Origin of the sequence: Microcoleus sp. A003_D6, from assembly GCF_036702825.1 — a bacterium.
GTDB lineage: Bacteria > Cyanobacteriota > Cyanobacteriia > Cyanobacteriales > Microcoleaceae > Microcoleus.
This window is the reverse complement of record NZ_JAUBWA010000048.1, coordinates 12,048-30,321: the sequence shown is the minus strand read 5'-3', so window position 1 is coordinate 30,321 and position 18,274 is coordinate 12,048. Positions and strand designations below refer to the sequence as shown.

At 47.2% G+C, this 18,274-nt stretch carries 13 protein-coding genes and 1 pseudogene; 12 read left to right on the top strand and 2 right to left on the bottom strand.

The genetic code is table 11. From position 1 onward, the window contains the following. Window positions 1–232: 232 nt before the first annotated feature. The 6 genes from QUB70_RS15160 to QUB70_RS15135 all read left to right on the top strand — a co-directional run bounded on the left by QUB70_RS15160 (window position 233) and on the right by QUB70_RS15135 (window position 7,177). Complete coding sequence (locus QUB70_RS15160; protein ID WP_332981521.1) at window positions 233–2,242, top strand: GspE/PulE family protein; 2,010 nt, start codon at window positions 233–235, stop codon at window positions 2,240–2,242. Window positions 2,243–2,317: 75 nt separating this feature from the next. Beyond that, a complete protein-coding gene (locus QUB70_RS15155) occupies window positions 2,318–3,412 on the top strand; it encodes a type IV pilus twitching motility protein PilT (RefSeq protein WP_332981519.1) in 1,095 nt (364 codons plus the stop codon). A 168-nt stretch (window positions 3,413–3,580) separates the two neighbouring features. After that, window positions 3,581–4,708 (top strand): type II secretion system F family protein, encoded by a 1,128-nt coding sequence (locus tag QUB70_RS15150; RefSeq protein WP_332981517.1) that lies wholly within the window; start codon window positions 3,581–3,583, stop codon window positions 4,706–4,708. A 233-nt stretch (window positions 4,709–4,941) separates the two neighbouring features. Beyond that, entirely contained in the window at window positions 4,942–5,559 is a 618-nt protein-coding gene (locus QUB70_RS15145; protein WP_332981516.1) for a hypothetical protein, read from the top strand. A gap of 18 nt (window positions 5,560–5,577) precedes the next feature. Further along, window positions 5,578–6,414, top strand: coding sequence for a helix-turn-helix transcriptional regulator (locus QUB70_RS15140; protein ID WP_332981514.1), 837 nt, complete (start codon window positions 5,578–5,580; stop codon window positions 6,412–6,414). A 112-nt stretch (window positions 6,415–6,526) separates the two neighbouring features. Next, a complete protein-coding gene (locus tag QUB70_RS15135) occupies window positions 6,527–7,177 on the top strand; it encodes an NAD(P)-dependent oxidoreductase (RefSeq protein WP_332981512.1) in 651 nt (216 codons plus the stop codon). A 91-nt stretch (window positions 7,178–7,268) separates the two neighbouring features. On the opposite strand, the pseudogene QUB70_RS15130 reads toward QUB70_RS15135, so the two are convergent. Continuing rightward, window positions 7,269–7,431: pseudogene (locus QUB70_RS15130) on the bottom strand (saccharopine dehydrogenase-like oxidoreductase); the annotation flags it as partial. A gap of 155 nt (window positions 7,432–7,586) precedes the next feature. Between QUB70_RS15130 and QUB70_RS15125 the strand changes: the two are divergent. Both QUB70_RS15125 and QUB70_RS15120 read left to right on the top strand, forming a co-directional pair. Further along, complete coding sequence (locus tag QUB70_RS15125) at window positions 7,587–9,245, top strand: ABC transporter substrate-binding protein (protein ID WP_332981510.1); 1,659 nt, start codon at window positions 7,587–7,589, stop codon at window positions 9,243–9,245. Window positions 9,246–9,441: 196 nt separating this feature from the next. After that, window positions 9,442–10,452 carry an ABC transporter permease gene (locus tag QUB70_RS15120; RefSeq protein WP_332981507.1) on the top strand — a complete coding sequence of 337 codons (1,011 nt, stop codon included), beginning with the start codon at window positions 9,442–9,444 and terminating at the stop codon, window positions 10,450–10,452. On the opposite strand, the gene QUB70_RS15115 is transcribed toward QUB70_RS15120, so the two are convergent. Beyond that, on the bottom strand, window positions 10,453–10,875 hold the full coding sequence (locus tag QUB70_RS15115) for a hypothetical protein (protein WP_332981506.1): 423 nt from the start codon (window positions 10,873–10,875) through the stop codon (window positions 10,453–10,455). A gap of 441 nt (window positions 10,876–11,316) precedes the next feature. On the opposite strand from QUB70_RS15115, the gene QUB70_RS15110 reads away from it, so the two are divergent. From QUB70_RS15110 to QUB70_RS15095, 4 genes are all read left to right on the top strand, one after another. Beyond that, a complete protein-coding gene (locus QUB70_RS15110; RefSeq protein WP_332981504.1) occupies window positions 11,317–13,185 on the top strand; it encodes an efflux RND transporter periplasmic adaptor subunit in 1,869 nt (622 codons plus the stop codon). Window positions 13,186–13,433: 248 nt separating this feature from the next. Beyond that, window positions 13,434–14,651 (top strand): ABC transporter permease, encoded by a 1,218-nt coding sequence (locus QUB70_RS15105; protein WP_332981502.1) that lies wholly within the window; start codon window positions 13,434–13,436, stop codon window positions 14,649–14,651. A 217-nt stretch (window positions 14,652–14,868) separates the two neighbouring features. Continuing rightward, a complete protein-coding gene (locus QUB70_RS15100; protein WP_332981551.1) occupies window positions 14,869–16,089 on the top strand; it encodes an ABC transporter permease in 1,221 nt (406 codons plus the stop codon). Window positions 16,090–16,409: 320 nt separating this feature from the next. Beyond that, window positions 16,410–18,140, top strand: coding sequence for a chemotaxis protein CheB (locus tag QUB70_RS15095; RefSeq protein WP_332981501.1), 1,731 nt, complete (start codon window positions 16,410–16,412; stop codon window positions 18,138–18,140). Window positions 18,141–18,274 lie beyond the last annotated feature (134 nt).

Sequence of the window (18,274 nt, the reverse complement as noted above, 5' to 3'; positions counted from 1 at the left end):
TTAGCAACGAACAAGATCTGATTGCAAGTATGGGCAAATCCCTCCAACGTCTCGTCAATTTGTAGACGAAAGTTAGAGGGGACTACGAACATACAAACAAATAGGGATTGAGCCACAACATTATGCTAGCTCATCCATAAGCAAAGAATACGGGGGTTTTAATCCCGCGTTGGTTTTCCTCTCAGCACTCTTTGTGACTGAGTTTTCCACCTATAGCATTGAGTGTTTTTATATGACTAACGCATCTCCGGGGCTTCGCGCCACATCGATAGTTGCTGTGAGCCTTTTTACTCCAGCTCTCAACAAGATGATTCAGTCGGGTTACGTCAACGGCGATCAACTGAAGCAGGCTCAAATGGAAAGCCAGAAGTCGGGCAAGCGGTTGACGGAGGTATTAGAAGCACTTACCGGGCAGCCGTTACCCCCAGAATTGCTGCGACTTTACAAGAAGCAGCAGATGTTTGAACGGAAGATAGTTTACGGGGTTGAAGCATTTGACCCGGAGATGAGCGAAATGTCTAACGAGCAACTCGGAGCTATGCTCGACGGGTTGAAGATTTCGATCGACATTTGTCACCAAGGTCGGTTTTTACCTGTAGCGAGGACTGAAACTCAGCCTCCGGCAGTTGTAGTGGCAATGGTAGATCCCGACAACCTCAACGCCATAGAAGATTTGCGGCGGATTTTACAGCCTCACGGCTTGGCTTTGCAGCGACGGGTAATTACGCCAGACGACTATCAGGACATAACTTCGGCCTATCAAGACGACGAAGTTAAGAGGGAAGCTAAAAAAGCTGAAGTCGAAAAGCAGAGAAAGATGGATTTAGGGGAGGGAGATTTTGGCGAGCTCTCGCTAGAAGAGGAGAGTGCCGACCAAGAAGACCTAGCTAACACCTTGGACGATGCTGAGGCGGCTCCGGTAATTAAGGCCGTCAATATCATTTTGGCTAAAGCTTTGTCGGAAAAGGTCTCTGACATCCACGTAGAACCTCAAGAAGAGTTCATGCGGATTCGGATGCGGAAGGACGGGGTGCTGCAAGAGTATTTCCGGTTTCCCAAGCAGGTAGTCGCATCGATTACGGCTCGTTTCAAGATTATTGCCAACCTGGACATTGCCGAACGCCGACAAGCTCAAGACGGGCGCATCCGCCGGGTATTTGAGGGACGCACGGTGGATTTCCGGGTGAACAGCTTGCCTTCCCGGTACGGTGAAAAAATCGTGCTGCGGATTTTGGACAGTTCCAGCACTCAGTTGGGTTTGGGTTTGTTAATCTCCGACGAGGAAACTCTGGCTTTAGTGCGAGAAAGTGCTAGCCGTCCGTTCGGACTGATTTTGGTGACGGGGCCGACGGGTTCGGGCAAGTCAACTACTCTGTATTCGATTCTGGCGGAACGGAACGATCCGGGGGTTAATATCAGTACGGCGGAAGACCCGATCGAATATGCTTTGCCAGGGATTACCCAATGTCAAGTAATTCGGGAAAAAGACTTGACTTTTTCCAACATTCTGCGGGCATTTTTGCGGCAAGACCCTGACGTGATGCTGGTGGGGGAAACGCGGGACAGGGAAACGGCAAAAACGGCTCTGGAAGCTGCTTTGACGGGACACTTGGTGCTGACGACACTGCACACGAACGACGCGGCCGGGGCGGTCGCGCGTTTGGCCGAAATGGGCGTAGAACCGTTCATGGTTTCGGCCGCTCTGTTGGGCGTGTTGGCTCAGCGTCTGATGCGGCGCGTTTGCGACAAATGCTGCATTCCTTACCAGCCTACTGCCGCAGAACTCGGCAAGTACGGTCTATCGGCTTCTCAAGAAATTGATCTAACTGTTTACAAAGCCAACACTGTACCGGTGGAGGAAAGGAAGGAACTGGCAGAACGCGAACAACTTTGTCGGAAGTGCGGCGGCCTAGGCTACAAAGGACGGGTAGGGGTTTACGAGTTCCTGAAAAATACTGAGCGGCTTCAAACTCTAATCACTCAAGGAGCTCCCACAGAGCAAATTAAGGAAGCAGCAGTAGAAGAAGGGATGAAAACGTTGTTGGCTTACAGCTTGCAATTGGTGCGGGAAGGCGCGACTACTTTTGAAGAAGTCGAGCGGGTGACGTTTACAGACTCTGGCCTGGAGGCTGAAATGAAAGCCAAACGCAAGCAGGGGCTTACCTGCAAAACTTGTCAGGCGGAATTGAAGCCGGAGATGCTGGATTGTCCGTACTGCTTGACACCACGCTTTTTGGATTGATTCAGCAGTTAACTGTTGACTGTTAACTGAGCTAGATTGGTCAATAACTATCAATTCGATCGAGGAGAGGTATCTATGGGTCTGATGATTGAAGACGTACTGGAGTCCCTGGTAGAGCAAGGGGGTTCGGACATACACATCCAAGCGGGCGCGCCTATATTCTTCCGAGTCAGCGGTAAACTAACTCCTCAGACGCAATACGGCGACATTCTGTCTGCTGAGGAAGTGCAGATCCTAATTTTCCAAATGCTCAACAATATGCAGCGCAAGCAGTTGGAAATGGAGTGGGAACTCGACTGCGCTTACGGCGTTCGGGGATTGGCTCGGTTTCGCGTCAATGTCTACCGGGAGCGGGGTGCTTGGGCTGCTTGTATGCGGGCTCTGGCTTCTAAGATTCCTAACGCAGATGCTTTAGGCGTGCCGCAGATTTTGCGGGATCTGACGGAAAGACCCAGGGGTATGCTGTTGGTGACGGGACAAACGGGTTCCGGGAAAACTACTACGATGGCGGCTTTGTTGGATCTGGTCAACCGGACGCGGGCAGAACATATTCTGACAGTTGAAGATCCGATCGAATATGTGTTTCCTAATATCAAGAGTTTGTTTCACCAGCGCCAAAAGGGTGAAGATACTAAGAGCTTTGCTAATGCGCTGAAAGCTGCTTTGCGCGAAGATCCTGATGTAATTCTCGTGGGGGAAATGCGGGACTTGGAAACGATCGGTCTGGCAATTTCGGCTGCGGAAACGGGTCACATGGTGATGGGAACGTTGCACACTAATTCGGCGGCTGCAACGATCGATCGGATTTTGGACGTGTTCCCGCCAATTCAACAACCCCAGGTTCGCGCCCAGGTGTCTAACTCTTTGGTGGGAATTTGCAGCCAAAATTTGGTAATAAAAGTTGGGGGCGGCCGCTGCTGCGCTATGGAAATCATGGTGAATACTCCTGCTATGGCTAACTTGATCCGGGAGGGGAAAACTCCAATGATTTACTCCCAAATCCAAATGGGGGCGAAATTAGGCATGAGGACAATGGAAATGGCTTTAGCTGAACTTTACAAGAGCGGTAAAGTCACTTGGGAATCGGCAATGGCTAAGGCTTCTAAGGCTGACGAACTCGAACGCTTGATCGGCCCGGCACCTGCTGGCGCTAAGGTAGGGGCTCATTAATTCAGTCAGCAGTCATTAGTTATTAGTCATTAGTCATTAGTCAGTTGGCAGTTGACCGTTGTTATTAATTATGGGTAACAACTAACAACTAACAACTGACACCTGACAACTGACAACTGACAACTGACAACTGGCAACTAAATTTTAATAATTTTTCAGAGGTGAGCTGTGGCTACCAACGTTATCCGCGAAAAACCGAAAGGTGGCTTTGATTTCAGTAAGATTCAGGAGCAAATCGAGTATAACCTTACCAGTCTTACTGTTAAGGATATGGCTATTTTTGCTCGTCAGTTTGCGGCTATGTTTAATGCAGGGGTGGCGATCGTTAGATGCCTTTCCGTGCTGCACGAGCAGTGTTCTAATGCTAAGTTGAAGCGAGCGCTCAGAAGCATGAATGCTGACGTGCAGGAGGGGATAAACTTGGCAGAGGCGATGGCGAAGTTTCCTGATGTTTTTGACCAACTGTTTATCAGTATGGTGGCGGCGGGAGAAGTCGGCGGGGTGCTAGATGAAACCCTAGACCGTCTGGCGGTGATGATGGAAAAAAATCACAAGACGGAGGCGGAGATTAATTCGGCGATGTCTTATCCTAAGACTGTGTTTTCCATCGCGATCGTGATTTTTTTCGCAATGACTATATTCTTGCTACCAACTTTCGCTAAGATTTTTAAGGATATTGGTGCAGATTTGCCAACTTTTACGCTGATTATGTTGGGGATTAGTGCATTTTGTACGGCTTGGCCTCCGATCCAACAGATAACTGTTATTGGGGTGATTATAGCGCTAAAATTTGCCTTCGATATGTACTATAAAACTCCAATAGGTCACTTACAAATTGATAGGATTGCGATGAAGTTGCCAATTTTTGGAGATTTGATCGAAAAATCTGCTGTGGCTCGGTTTTGCGTGATATTTGGGTCGCTGACGCGATCGGGTGTGCCGATTCTCAATTCTTTGGAAATTGTGCGAGATGTAGCGGGAAATCAGGCGATATCAAATGCGATCGAATATGCCAGACAGGAAATTCAAAGCGGCGGTATGATCAGTATTGCTTTGCAAGAACAAGCTGTTTTTCCGTCTTTGGCCATTCAAATGATGGCAATTGGCGAGGAGACAGGGGAACTTGACAAGATGCTGATGAAAGTTGGCGCTTTCTACGAAACGGAAGTTGAAGAAGCGGTAAAAGGACTTACGAGTATGCTAGAACCTCTGATGATTGTTGTCGTCGGTGGTATTGTAGGTTCGATTTTGCTGTCGATGTATCTGCCGATGTTCGCAGTGTTTCAGAAGCTGTAAAAAATAGTCAGCAGTCAGCAGTCATCAGTCATTAGTCATTAGTCATTAGTCATTGGTTGTGTTTGAGTTTTTAATATTGTTAGGTAAGTGGTCTGGTATTGGCTAAATTTTTAATTACCAATTACCAATTACCGCGAACTAATGACTAATGACTAATGACTGATGACTAATGACCAATGACTGATGACTGATGACTAATGACTCATGACTAATTACCTATTACTTAATTTAAAATGTCTGTTAAACAATCACATTACGAGGCCTTACTAGCAGAGTACAGCGAATCTTCTGCCGCGATCGCCCTGCTGAAAAAATATCGGCTTTACATGGAAATGATTCCGAGTATCCGCCGCGCCCATGATAGTTTAATTACCATTCCTTTGCCAATTGCGCGCTTGCGGGAAGGGGTTTCTTATGCCGGAAGCGGCGGCACTAGCATATCGCCCGGACAGGCAGTTTGTTTGCCCTGCGATTTGGCGATTTTGATGTGCGATCCTGAATGGAAAGTTAAAATTGGAGTGGAAATTTTGATTTTCATTCATCGTCCGGGCGAAGAGTTTTCTGAGTTGCTCGGCCGCTGGCGGCAGTCTCAGGTTTGGCTGGATAAAGGTTACGAATGGCTGATGCCACAACGCTACAGACATATTTACAGCGATGAAGCTGAGGCTGTTCATCCGCTATTTGTTTTGTTTGACGAAACGCCGGAACTAATTCAACGGGGTTTGATGGCGGCTGGTTTGCCGTTTGTTGTGGAAAGTTTTAGTTCTGTTAATGAGGAGGAATTGGCAGAACCAGAAAGTTTAGATGCGCCAGAGTACGGGAGTATGGGTGAAGAAAGTTACGAGTTTTAGGGGCAAGGGCGATCGCCTATGCGGATATTTAAAGAGGGTTTGCGTGTGGAAAGGAATGTTTATGCTCCACCGGGAGAGCGCATTTCTGACTCTGGAATACCCGACCATTGTATCAGTCTCCACATTGCGAATCCAGGTAATTTGGAACGGCGTTTAGAGCGCAGGTTAGACGGCGGAAAGTTGATTGAGCGGCTAACATTGCCTGGTTTATTCACTTTTGTACCTGCTTTTCGAGAACCTGAATGGTTTTGGGAATCTGTTGTTGAAATATTAGATATCTATTTGCCTGCTACTGTATTAGAACAGATTGCGATGGAAAGTTGCGTTAGCGCACCTCAAACAGTCGAATTAATCGATCGCTTTGCCGTTCGCGACCCGCTTTTAGAACAGCTTGCCCTTACTTTTAGCGCGGAAGTGGAGCGGGGCGATCGTCGAGATTTCCTTTATTTGGAATCTGTACAAACTTTGCTAGCCCTGCATCTGCTGCGACATCACTGTACAGTAAAAATTACCAATTCTCCTAAATTAGGCAAACTATCTCCATCCAAATTGCAGCAGATTATTGATTGCATTCAAGACAATCTCGATCGCGATATCGGTTTGGCAGAGCTGGCAGAAGTTGTGCAGATGAGCTCACACCATTTTGGTAAAATCTTTAAACAAAGTACGGGAGTTTCTCCCCATCAATATGTATTGCAGTGCCGCATTGAACGAGCAAAAAAACTGCTTTCTAATCCGCAATTAACCCTTGCTGATATCAGTCAATCTGTGGGTTGCTGCGACCAGAGTCACTTTACTAATGTTTTTCGCCGCTATACGAGTATGACTCCGCGACAGTATCGCGATCGGCTGTGAGGTAAAGCAAACACCGCCAGATTTTGCAATTTATCGGGAGAATTTACAAGACTTGACAGGCGTAAGTGACTTATATTGAGCAGTTTAAACACGCAAAGATCGGAGATTTTTAATGAAACTGGCATTATTTGGTGCAAATGGCATGGCTGGGAGTCGCATTGTTTCTGAAGCATTGATGCGGGGACATGATGTAACAGCGATCGTCCGGGATGCGGCTCGTTTTTCGATTTCGGGCGATCGCCTAACCGTGGTTGTGGGTAATGTTCTCGATGCTGCTAATGTTACTGAAATTGTCAGAGGACACGATGCCGTTATCAGCGCCGCCGGGCCCGGTCCTGCTACTGCTAATAACCCGATTTTAGCTAGAGATATTGTAACAGCAGCTTATTCGTTGATTGACGGCTTATCTCGTGCCGGTGTTAATCGCTTGGTTGTTGTTGGGGGTGCAGGCAGTCTCGAAGTAAGTCCGGGGGTTCAACTTGTCGATACTCCTGATTTTCCCGAACAGTATCGTGCGGCATCCCTCGCTCATCGGGAGGCACTTGCTGTTTACAAAACTGCTGATTTGGATTGGACTTTTATCAGTCCGGCGGCGGAATTTGAAGCGGGCGATCGGACTGGTAAATTTCGTTTAGGAAGCGATGCGTTACTTGTTGACGAAGAGGGGAGAAGCCGGATTTCGGCTGAGGATTTTGCGATCGCCCTGCTGGATGAAGTTGAGCGGCCTCAGTTTATTCGCAGGCGCATGACTGTTGCCTATTGAGTCGCGGCGGGTTTACAAATATCCGATCCCTTTCGCCGTACAGGATTTGTGTTTATTGAGGCGGACTTGATTTTACCTGTTAGCGCACAAATTAGGGCATGATTTCGATCGCAGTGAATAAACCGTGAATGCCTTATTTTGTGCAAGATTGCACCGGCTTTGATATCCCCTATAGCATAGCAGCAAACTTTTGCTGCTATGCTGGTTGTGTCGTCTAAAGTAAAGGTGTGAGTTGAGATTTTGCCCTCAAAGGTGATATGCTCAGCCTGTTCTATTTTGTGTGTTAATTAAATTTGATTTTAATATATAATTTACTAATTGAAGCGCAGAGGCCGCAGAGGGGAGAGAAAGAGCAAATTAGAATTTTATTGATATGAGTACAATTTTCTATTAAACCGGAGCTATGGAAATGAGATTATTAAAATCCTGGCGTTTAGTTTTATTAGGTTTAGTTTTTGGGCTGGCTGTAATTCTCTCAAATTGCAGCACTACCTCAAACACCGTTAGCAATAATTCTCCAACTCCGACAACTCCTGCTGCGGTTCCGGCTGGGGCTTTGGTTTACGGTGCGGGTGGGCCGCCGGTCAATCTGGAACCGGGAAATATTACTGATGGGAATTCGGTGATTGTTATCGACCAAATCTACAATCGCTTGACTGATTTTAAACCGGGAACTGTGGAACTAGAACCGAGTCTGGCTACTGAATGGTCGAGTTCTAAAGATGGTAAAACTTGGACTTTTAAGTTGCGTTCCGGGGTAAAGTTTCATGACGGGACGGATTTTGATGCGGAAGCTGTTAAGTTTAATGTGGATCGCTGGTGGGATGCGAAAAATCCTAACGGTTATCGAGAAGCGGGCAAGACTTATCAAATTTGGAAGGACTTTTTTGCTGGGTTTAAGGGAGATAAAGATTCTCTGGTAAAAGATGTGGCAGTTGTTGATAAGTCTACGATTAAGTTTGTTTTAAATCGACCTTTTGCTGCTTTTCCTTCGGCGATTGGGTCGGGTTATTTCGGGATGGCGAGTCCGGCGGCGGTGAAAAAAGCGGGGGCTAAATACGGCACTCCGGGGTCGCTGGCGGTGGGTACGGGGCCTTTTGTGTTTGAGGAATGGCGATCGGGCGATCGCATTATTTTAGCAAAAAATCCGAATTATTGGAAAACGGGTACGCCAAAAGTCAATCAATTGGTAATTCGTTTTGTTGACGATCCGGCGGCGAGATTGGCTCAATTGAGAGCGGGTCAACTTGATTTTACTGTGGATTTAACGCCGGATCAATTGAAAGAGGTTCAAGCAGATACTAATTTAGAAACTGTTGTAAGACCTTCTTTTAATGTCGGTTATTTAGCGTTAAATCCGAGTTACGAACCTTTATCGAAACCGGAAGTCAGGCGGGCGATCGCCCAAACAATTAACAAGCAAGCTATAGTCAAAGCTTTCTGGGGAGAACTCGGAAAATATGACTCGCAATTTATCCCGCCTGCGCTGAATTGGGCGGCGTCCGATCGAGTTAAAGATTATGAATTTAACCCGCAGCAAGCTAAAGCAATTCTTGCTAAAGCCGGTTATCCGAACGGTTTTGATTTGGATTTGTGGTATATGCCGGTCAGCCGTCCTTATTTTCCCACGCCGAAGCCGATTGCTGAGGCATTTGCGGCGGATTTGAGCGCGATCGGGATTCGGGTCAAATTGCTGACAAAGGATTGGTCTGCTTATTTAGCCGATCGGCTAAAACCTCCGGGCTTTCAAGCTTTTATGATGGGTTGGACGGGAGATTACGGCGACCCAGACAATTTTTATTATCCTCACTTCGGGCCGGGTTCGACGGCGGATTTGGGAAATTGGAAAAATCCGAAAGTTCTGCAACTTTTGGATCGGGGGAGGGCGAGTGGGGATAAAGCCGCTAGGGCGAAAATTTATGGGGAAGTTAGCGAGATTTTGCACGGGGAAGCTGTGCGTTTGCCGATCGTACATTCGCAACCGCTTTTAGGGAAGCGCAAGAATATTCAAGGTTGGATTCCGAGTCCTTTGGGTTCTGAGTCTTTTGAGGATGTTAGTAAGTCTTGAACATGGCTGGTTTTACTGGACTTATTGCCTAAATCTTGGATTGAGATATCGACCGCAGATGTCAGGCAGATTAACACAGATTAACGCAGATTTTTTCAAGATCGTAGTCGTAGTAGTAGGGTGCGTCAGCCCACTAAAAATTCTAAAAATTCAACAATTATTCGAGCTGACGCACCCTACAAGCTAAAATAAAGCCATGTTTCAATATATTGCTAAACGTTTGCTGGGACTATTGCCAGTCCTTTTCGGAATCACTCTGCTAGTATTTATATTTTTGCATTTGATACCGGGAGACCCAGCTACAGTGCTTTTGGGAGAACGGGGAACTCCCGAACAGGTGGAAGTTTTGAGAGCAAGGTTGGGTCTGAATCAACCTTTGCCTTTGCAATATTTGGCTTTTTTATGGAGTTTGATCCGCTTTGATTTTGGAAATAGCATTATTAGCGGTATTCCGATAATTGATGAAATTAGAAGTCGCTGGCCTGCTACTTTTGAACTGTCTGTGGTGGCGATGCTGGTGGCACTTGTTATCGGTATTCCGGCGGGGATTTTGGCGGCTGTGCGGAAAAATAGCTGGCTGGACTATTTCGCGATGAGCGGTTCGTTAATTGGCGTATCTTTGCCGGTGTATTGGTTGGGATTGATGTTGATTTATTTGTTTGCTGTTTATTTGAAATGGCTGCCTCCTAGCGGGCGGATTAGTGTAGATTTAGGGTTTGGTTTTAAGTCGATTACGGGTGTTTATGTTTTGGATTCTTTGCTGAGGTGGAATTTGGCGGCTTTGCGGGATGCGATCGCCCATTTAATCCTTCCAGCTTTGACTTTAGGAACTATTCCTCTGGCGATTATAGCTCGCATCACTCGTTCTGCGATGCTGGAAGTGCTTTCTCAAGACTACATCCGCACTGCGAGGGCGAAGGGATTGCCGGAATATTGGGTGATTTTGAAACACGCTTTGAAAAATGCATTTTTGCCGATCGTCACAACTATCGGTTTGCAGTTCGGCACGCTTTTAGGTGGCGCGATTCTGACTGAAACGATTTTCTCGTGGCCGGGAATTGGTTCTTGGATTTACAGCGGTATTCTGACGCGGGATTACCCGATTGTCCAAGGAGGAGTAATTTTTGTGTCTGTGACTTTTGTGCTGATTAATCTGGCGGTTGATATTTCCTATGCTTTTTTCGATCCGAGGATTCAGTACCGTTAATTAAAAGGGGAGTTCAACAGAAAATGCTTGTTTAACATCCGGCTGTAGCAGGTAGTAAATGCTAGCGACTGCAAAACCGAGAGTTAAAAAATTGACTGCTGCACCGGCGCTGCCCAACATTTTGGCAATTTGCGCGAAAATGGCGATGACATGGATAATTAATGTTCCTGTCCAAGCCCAACTTTTGAGTTGAAACAAACCCCAACTTAAGATTAACGAAATAATTCCGATAATTAGAGCGATCGCCGAAAAAATTGCAATGAAGCCGCCGATGACAGTGCCAACTTTCGCGCCGAATCCAACCGCGCCGATCCCGCCCATAACGCCTGCAAAAAGTAAGATGAACAAGCCGTCCAGGAGACTGAAGATGCCGCTAATTAACTGCAAGATTGCCAGAACTGTAACGCTTTGAGGACGATTCATGTTTGGGGCTTTTCCATTTTTAACGGATTTGAAAAATATTTTAACCTGTTGTGGCTACAGGGCGGATATATATTCCGGATTGGCGCAGCACGATCGAGAAACTTGGTTTATGAGAGTCAACGTCTTAATATTGTCTCGTTACTAGCTGCGCGCTGTTCGATCGCCCTGCGATTGCTGTGCCACAACCTAGGGGAAGTCCAACGCTGGCCCATCCCGCATCCGCATAGAGTTTCGCGCGATCGAAGTTTTGACCCACCTCTTTTGCCTGAAAAAACTTAACATTATTTAATAAGTTGCAACGATTAGCTATAATTGTTTATAGGTGCTGGTTGGGGAACTTTTTTAAAATCACCCGATCGGATGAGTCTGAAAGACGATGCCAAGCATCATTAGAAAAATTTACCTTTAAGGTAATCCTGAGATTAAATTAGGTGAGTCGGTATGATCGTTAGCCCCAAAAAGGAAACTGCTCAGGTCAAGGTGGAAGATACTCAGACTGTAGACACCAAGACCGCAGACACCAAAATTGCAGATACCAAAACCGCTCAAAAGCAGTCTCCCAAGAAACCCGCGCCCAAGTCGAAGCGGTGGGCGATCGGGCTGGTTGCAGCCGGGTTGCTAGCTGTACCGACCGCCATATATGTAGTAAATACTAAATCGCAGCCGAAAGTAGATGCGATCGCCACTATGACAGTGCCGGTGGAAGCGCAAAACCTCACGGTGCGGATCACATCGAGCGGAACGGTGCAGCCCGTACAGCGCGTGAATCTCAGCCCCAAAGGCTCCGGGCGCATAGCAGAATTGTTTGTCGAACAGGGCGATCGAGTGGAAGCAGGACAAATCGTTGCCCGCATGGAAAGTCGCGACGTAGAAGCCCAACTAGCTCAAGCCAAGGCCCGCGAAGCTAGCGCTACAGCCAAACTCGCCAAAATTGAAGCCGGGAATCGATCGGAAGACATCGCCTCCGCACAAGCGCGCTTAGATCAAGCCCAAGCAAGTCTCGCGCAACTCCAAGCCGGAAGTCGCTCCGAAGAAGTCGCAGGAGCCAGATCCCGCTTGCAGCAAACTCAAGCTGGCTTGCAGCAACTGCGAGCCGGCAGCCGCGTGGAAGAAGTCAGCCAAGGGCGCGCGCGATTAGTGCAAGCTCAGGCTCGTTTAGCAGACGCTCAAACGGGTAGTTTGAAACAAGAAATTGCCCAAGCACAAACGCAAATTGATTCGAGTAAAGCCCAAGCCGAACTAACCGCTCAGCGGGTAGAACGCAATCGGTCATTAGTACAAGAAGGTGCTCTGGCTCAAGATAAACTGGATGAATTGATCAAAGAAAATCGGACTGCCCAAGCCAAAGTAACAGAATCCCAAAGACGCCTGCAACAACTGGAAGAAAATCGGCTGTCGCAAATTCAGCAACTGCAAGCTGCCGTTGAAGTCGAGCGCCAAGCATTAAACCAATTGCAAAACGGGACGCGATCGGAAGAAATTGCCAAAGGTGAGGCAGAAGTTGCCGAAGCTAAAAGCAAATTAGCGCAACTAGAAAACGGCAACCGTCCAGAAGAAATCGCCAAAGCCCAAGCCGCAGTTGCTGAAGCAAAAAGCCAATTAGCCGCACAAGAAAACGGCTCTCGCCCGGAAGAAATAGCTCAAGCTAAAGCTGAATTAGCCGAAGCTGAAGCTCAAGTCCGCTATCAAGAAGTGCAGTTAGAAGATACTAAAGTTCGCGCTCCCTTTGCTGGAATTATTACCCAAAGATACGCCATCCAAGGAGCTTTTGTGACTCCGGCAACTTCTGCCTCGGAAGCTACTTCGGCAACTTCGACATCGATTGTGGCTTTAGCTAGAGATGTGGAAGTTTTGGCTAAAGTCCCGGAGGCTGATATCAGTCAAATTAAACCGGGTCAAGAAGTTGAAATAGTGGCTGATGCTTATCCAGATAAAGTATTTAAAGGCAAGGTTAAATTAATTGCGCCGGAAGCTGTTAAGGAACGGGATGTGACGCTATTTCAAGTGCGAGTTGCCATTGATACGGGCAAGGATTTCTTGCAGTCGGGGATGAACGTAGATTTGAGATTTGTCGGTCAAAAGCTGAGCAATGCTTTAGTTGTGCCTACAGTGGCAATTGTCACTAATAAAGGTCAAACGGGTGTGCTAGTTCCTGATGAGAAACAACAGCCGAAGTTTAAAGCTGTTACGGTTGGATCGACTATTGGCAACAAGATTCAGATTTTGGAGGGTGCCGCAGCGGGCGATCGCGTTTTTACCGAACTTCCTCAAGGTAAAAAATTAGAGGATATTATCAAGAATCAGAAGTAGTCAGTTGGCAGTTGGCAGTTGGCAGTTGGCAAATGGCAAATGGCAAATGGCAGTTGGCAGTTGGCAGTTGGCAGTTGGCAAATGGCAAATGTCATACCTGTAGGATTTTCGCACAGGTTTTGAGAAACCGGGTTTTTTCAATAATACTTCGTTGCAAGCAGTAGATTAGACAAAAAACCCGGTTTTTTTGGTTTTGATAAGTAAGTTCTGCAATCCAAAATCCAAAATCCAAAATCTAAAATCGAATTATGGATATTGTTGAAAGCGTCAAAATGGCCGTCACAACTTTGATGGCAAACAAGCTTCGCAGCAGCTTGACGATGTTAGGAATTATCATCGGCAATGCTTCAGTCATTTCGATGATCGGTATCGGGGAAGGAGCTCAAACATTTATTGAGGGACAAGTTAACTCTCTGGGTTCAAACTTGTTATTTATTATTCCCGGAAGTCCTGAAGCACAAAGTCGCCCGGTGATTCCTCCCCAGACTTTAGTAGTGGAAGATGCAGAGGCGATCGCATCTCAAGTTGCTTCTGTCCAAGAAGTCGCACCTACTCTCAACGACAGCCAACTCGTTACCTTCCGCAACAAAAATGTCTCATCTTCCATTGTCGGAACTACCCCAGAATTTCTGACTGTCAGAAGCTTTGATGTTGGTCAAGGTCGATTTTTAAGCAAATTAGATTTAGAAAGACAAGAAAATGTAGTTGCTTTAGGTTCAGAAGCGGCCGAACAATTGTTTGGCACTACACAGCCAATCGGTCAATATATCCGCATCAAAAACTCGACCTTTCAAGTGATAGGGGTCATGCAGGCTAAAGGCTCAAGTTTTGGCGACAATCAAGATATGAATGTTTATTTGCCGCTGACAACAATGGCAAATCGGATCGTAGGTAGATCGTCTCCCTACGGTACAAAAGTAACATTTATTTCGGTTGCAATCAAAGATGAAACTATGATGCAAGCAGCCCAATTTCAAATAGAAAACCTGCTCAGGTTGCGTCACAAAATTATAAAGGAGGATGATTTTACTGTTCGCAACCAGAAAGATTTAATGAATACTTTGGGCAGTATTACTGGTGCTTTGACGTTGATGTTGGCTTTTGTGGCGGCGATTTCGCTGTTTGTCGGCGGCATCGGGATTATGAATATCATGCTGGTTTCTGTTACCGAACGTACAAAGGAAATTGGGCTGAGAAAGGCGATCGGAGCATCGGGGCAAGATATCTTGATTCAGTTTATGATAGAGTCTGTGATTTTGTCAGCGGCAGGCGGGGCGATCGGCACTGGATTCGGTATCGGGGGCGTGCTTTTAGTAGCTGCTTTTACTCCCCTGCAAGCTAGCGTTTCCCCAGTGGCGATCGCACTTGCAGTCGGTGTTTCCGGCAGTATCGGCTTATTTTTCGGCATCGTACCTGCAAAACAAGCTGCTAAATTAGACCCGATTGTGGCATTGAGAAGTGCTTAAGAAGTCATTAGTCATTAGTCATTAGTTATTTGTTGGTTTCATATTATGTCCGGTCGATTACCCCTAATACCGTAGGGGCGGGTTCACGAAAAATATCTGCCCATAATTGACAATCTCAAAAACCCGCCCTTTTAATTGCGGTCACTCGATCGGACATGATATCAATTACCAATTACCAATTCCCGATGCCCGATTCCCAATTCCCAATTCCCAAATTATGAATTTCCTTGAAAGTGTCAAAATGGCCGGTCAAACGCTGCTAGCGAACAAAATTCGCAGCAGTTTAACCATGATTGGGATGATTGTCGGTAATGCTTCAGTGATTGCGATGATTGGAATTGGAGAAGGTGCTCAAAAATTTGTAGCAGGACAAGTTCAATCCCTGGGTACAAATGTATTGATCGTGAGGCCTGGAGTACCCAATGCGAGGCGAAGTGCGATCGGAAATGCGCCTCAAACACTTATAGTAGAAGATGCGAAGACGATCGCAACTCAAGTCCCCTCCGTTCAAGGCGTGTCTGCCGAACTTAACAGTTCCGAAATAGTTCGCTACAGCAACAAAAATGTTTCGGCTCTAATTTTTGGCACGATTCCAGATTTTCTAGAAGTCAGAAGCTTTGAAATGGCAAAAGGGCGGTTTTTGACCGAACTCGATGTTAAGCAAAGTAACCAAGTTGTGGTTCTCGGTTCAGAATTAGCGGAGAAACTTTTTGGCAATACAAATCCCTTGGGCGAACAGATACGCATCCAAAATGTCAGCCTCAAAGTAATTGGAGTATTGGCGCCCAAAGGGACATCTTTTGGTACGAATTACGATAACTCGGCCGCAGTCCCGATCGCCACAATGGCCAACCGCATTGTCGGGCGGAAATCTCCCTACGGTTTAGCTGTCACCTCGATATATATTTCTATTAAAGATGAGTTGCAAATGGACGCGGCGCAATTTCAGGTAGAAAACTTGCTGAGACTGCGGCACAAAGTTACCACCGAAGATGACTTTACAGTGAGAAATCAAAAAGATTTAATGGCAACAATGGGTGCGATTTCCGGGGCTCTGACACTGATGTTAACTGCTGTTGCCAGCATTTCCCTGTTGGTAGGCGGAATTGGGATTATGAACATTATGCTGGTGTCCGTCAGCGAACGCACTCAGGAAATTGGGCTCAGAAAGGCGATCGGCGCATCCCAACAAGATATCTTGTTTCAATTTATTGTCGAAGCTGTGATTTTATCTGCCGCCGGAGGAATAGTCGGTACTTGCGTAGGTGTCGGCGGGATCTTGCTTGTCGGTAATTTCACGCCCTTGCAAGCTGGTATTTCGCCCGTGGCGATCGCACTTGCTGTCAGCGTTTCCGGTACAGTCGGTCTCTTCTTCGGCGTCGTCCCCGCCCGCCAAGCCGCCAAACTAGACCCGATCGCAGCTTTGAGAAGTGCTTAATCAATATATACTTACTCAGTTACACAATCCGCGCCTTTTATGCTGGTAAAAATTATCTCGATCTAAATATTAAAAAAAGTGTTTTTTTATAAACAATTAACAACTTTGCTGTATCAAATGCAGTTTTAATCTCTGTATTTTTACGCAGATTTAAAGCGCAAAACTTCATAAAAAGCCCATTAAATATTAAATAAACCTTGGTTGTGGCGTTTACTTCTCAACCAGAAAGTTTAATACTATTAAATCAGCAGCAAACACACCTAAGCATCTACAGACGGTACGAACCTTTGCGCTTTAATCAAAATATCCAATAAATAAACATGGCATCCCTGACCCCTTGTCCTGAATTTGACTATCTCGAAGGAACCACCCAACCCGACAGATTTAACGCCTTGGATGGCAACGATATAATTTATGCCAACAGTGGAGACGACTATCTCGAAGGCGATGTCGGCAAAGACAAAATCTGCGGCGACCAAGGTAACGATACGATTGTTGGCGGTGCAGACGACGATATCATCTGGGGAGGCAAAGGCAGCGACCTAATTGGTGGTGATTCCGGCAACGATATCATCTACGCGGGCGCCGGTAGCGATACCGTGAGCGGCGGCACAGGCGATGATATATTTGCCATTGCTAAAGGCAGCGGTGGCCCAACTGTAGCTACAGCCGACTACATCGCCGACTTCGGCAACGGCAATGACAAAATTCGACTGCTAGACGGCCTGGCATTTGAAGACTTAAACATCGAGCAAGGCACCGGAGTCAACAGCAACAGCACCGTAATTCAAGACAAACTCACGGGCGAATATTTAGCTGTATTGCCGGGAGTCAACAGCAACACAATCAACCGCGACCAATTCACAAATCAGCTATCGGGAAACCCTGTCATCGAGTGGAACGGAGTCATGCTGAATGCAGTGCGGACAGCCAGCAGCGCGCCTCCCCTCGCCTCCCGCAACATGGCAATGGTTCACGCAGCCATTTACGATGCTGTTAACTCCATCAGCAAAAAATACAGCCCTTACCTCGTGGAAATAGACCCACCCGCAGGTACATCAGCAGAAGCAGCCACAGCAGCCGCAGCCCACCGCACCCTAGTCAGCCTCTACCCAGCGCAAGCAGCCACATTTGACCAAGCATACGCATCATCTCTAGCAAAAATTCCCGACGGCAAAGCAAAACAAGACGGCATTGCCCTCGGACAGCAAGTTGCCGACCAAATTATCAGTTCGCGGAGTACAGACGGGATCACGAAAGTAGTGCAGTACACCCCCAAAACCGACCCCGGCAGTTGGGTGCCGACTCTCCCCGCCCTTGCCGCCGCGCTAGCGCCACAGTGGGCCGAAGTTACTCCATTTGCGATGACTAGCGGTTCTCAGTTCCGCCCGTCGGGCCCGCCCGCCCTTGAGGGCGCCAAGTACGCAGAGGAAGTTAACTATGTCAAAGAAATCGGCAAAAGTGACAGCCTCACGCGCACCCCAGACCAAACAGCCATCGCCAAATTCTGGGCCAACGGCGCAGGTACGTTTACCCCTCCGGGCCACTGGAACCAAATCGCCGAAGATGCCTCGGCCCTGGCAGGTAACTCCCTGGAAGATAACGCCCGCTTGTTCGCCCTGCTGAATATTGCCGAAGCCGATGCAGCTATTAGTTGCTGGGATGCCAAGTATCAGTACAACTTGTGGCGGCCGGTGACAGCTATCCGCCAAGCTGACACAGACAACAACCCGAACACGACGGCCGACCCCCTGTGGACTCCGCTGATAACTACTCCGCCGTTCCCTGAGTACACGTCGGGCCACAGCACCTTTAGCGGTGCGGCAGATGCAGTGATCAGTTCTGTGTTTGGTTCGGATTTTGGCTTTGCAGATAGGGGAGACAGGAGTGTCAACACTTTGCGAACTTATGAAAACTTCAGCGAAGCGGCCGATGAATCGGGCATGAGTCGCCTTTACGGAGGCATTCATTTCATGAGTGCTAACGTAAATGGTTTGAGTGCGGGTAGAAATGTGGGGAATTATGTTGTCGAGAATTTCTTAAAGGCTTAGGAAAGCTTTTTTGTGGTGTGGGGGCGGGTTTACGAGATTGCTCAGATGTTGCACCATTTTCAATAATCTTTTTAGGAACGGGCAAGATGCCCGTTCCACAAGAAATCAACTCTTTGTGGAACAGGCATCTTGCC

Bases quoted from the DNA above. Each gene is read 5' to 3' on its own strand.
- QUB70_RS15160 (WP_332981521.1), top strand. From the start codon at position 233: ATGACTAACGCATCTCCGGGGCTTCGCGCCACATCGATAGTTGCTGTG.
- QUB70_RS15155 (WP_332981519.1), top strand. From the start codon at position 2,318: ATGGGTCTGATGATTGAAGACGTACTGGAGTCCCTGGTAGAGCAAGGG.
- QUB70_RS15145 (WP_332981516.1), top strand. From the start codon at position 4,942: ATGTCTGTTAAACAATCACATTACGAGGCCTTACTAGCAGAGTACAGC.
- QUB70_RS15140 (WP_332981514.1), top strand. From the start codon at position 5,578: ATGCGGATATTTAAAGAGGGTTTGCGTGTGGAAAGGAATGTTTATGCT.
- QUB70_RS15135 (WP_332981512.1), top strand. From the start codon at position 6,527: ATGAAACTGGCATTATTTGGTGCAAATGGCATGGCTGGGAGTCGCATT.
- QUB70_RS15125 (WP_332981510.1), top strand. From the start codon at position 7,587: ATGAGATTATTAAAATCCTGGCGTTTAGTTTTATTAGGTTTAGTTTTT.
- QUB70_RS15120 (WP_332981507.1), top strand. From the start codon at position 9,442: ATGTTTCAATATATTGCTAAACGTTTGCTGGGACTATTGCCAGTCCTT.
- QUB70_RS15115 (WP_332981506.1), bottom strand. From the start codon at position 10,875: ATGAATCGTCCTCAAAGCGTTACAGTTCTGGCAATCTTGCAGTTAATT.
- QUB70_RS15110 (WP_332981504.1), top strand. From the start codon at position 11,317: ATGATCGTTAGCCCCAAAAAGGAAACTGCTCAGGTCAAGGTGGAAGAT.
- QUB70_RS15105 (WP_332981502.1), top strand. From the start codon at position 13,434: ATGGATATTGTTGAAAGCGTCAAAATGGCCGTCACAACTTTGATGGCA.
- QUB70_RS15100 (WP_332981551.1), top strand. From the start codon at position 14,869: ATGAATTTCCTTGAAAGTGTCAAAATGGCCGGTCAAACGCTGCTAGCG.
- QUB70_RS15095 (WP_332981501.1), top strand. From the start codon at position 16,410: ATGGCATCCCTGACCCCTTGTCCTGAATTTGACTATCTCGAAGGAACC.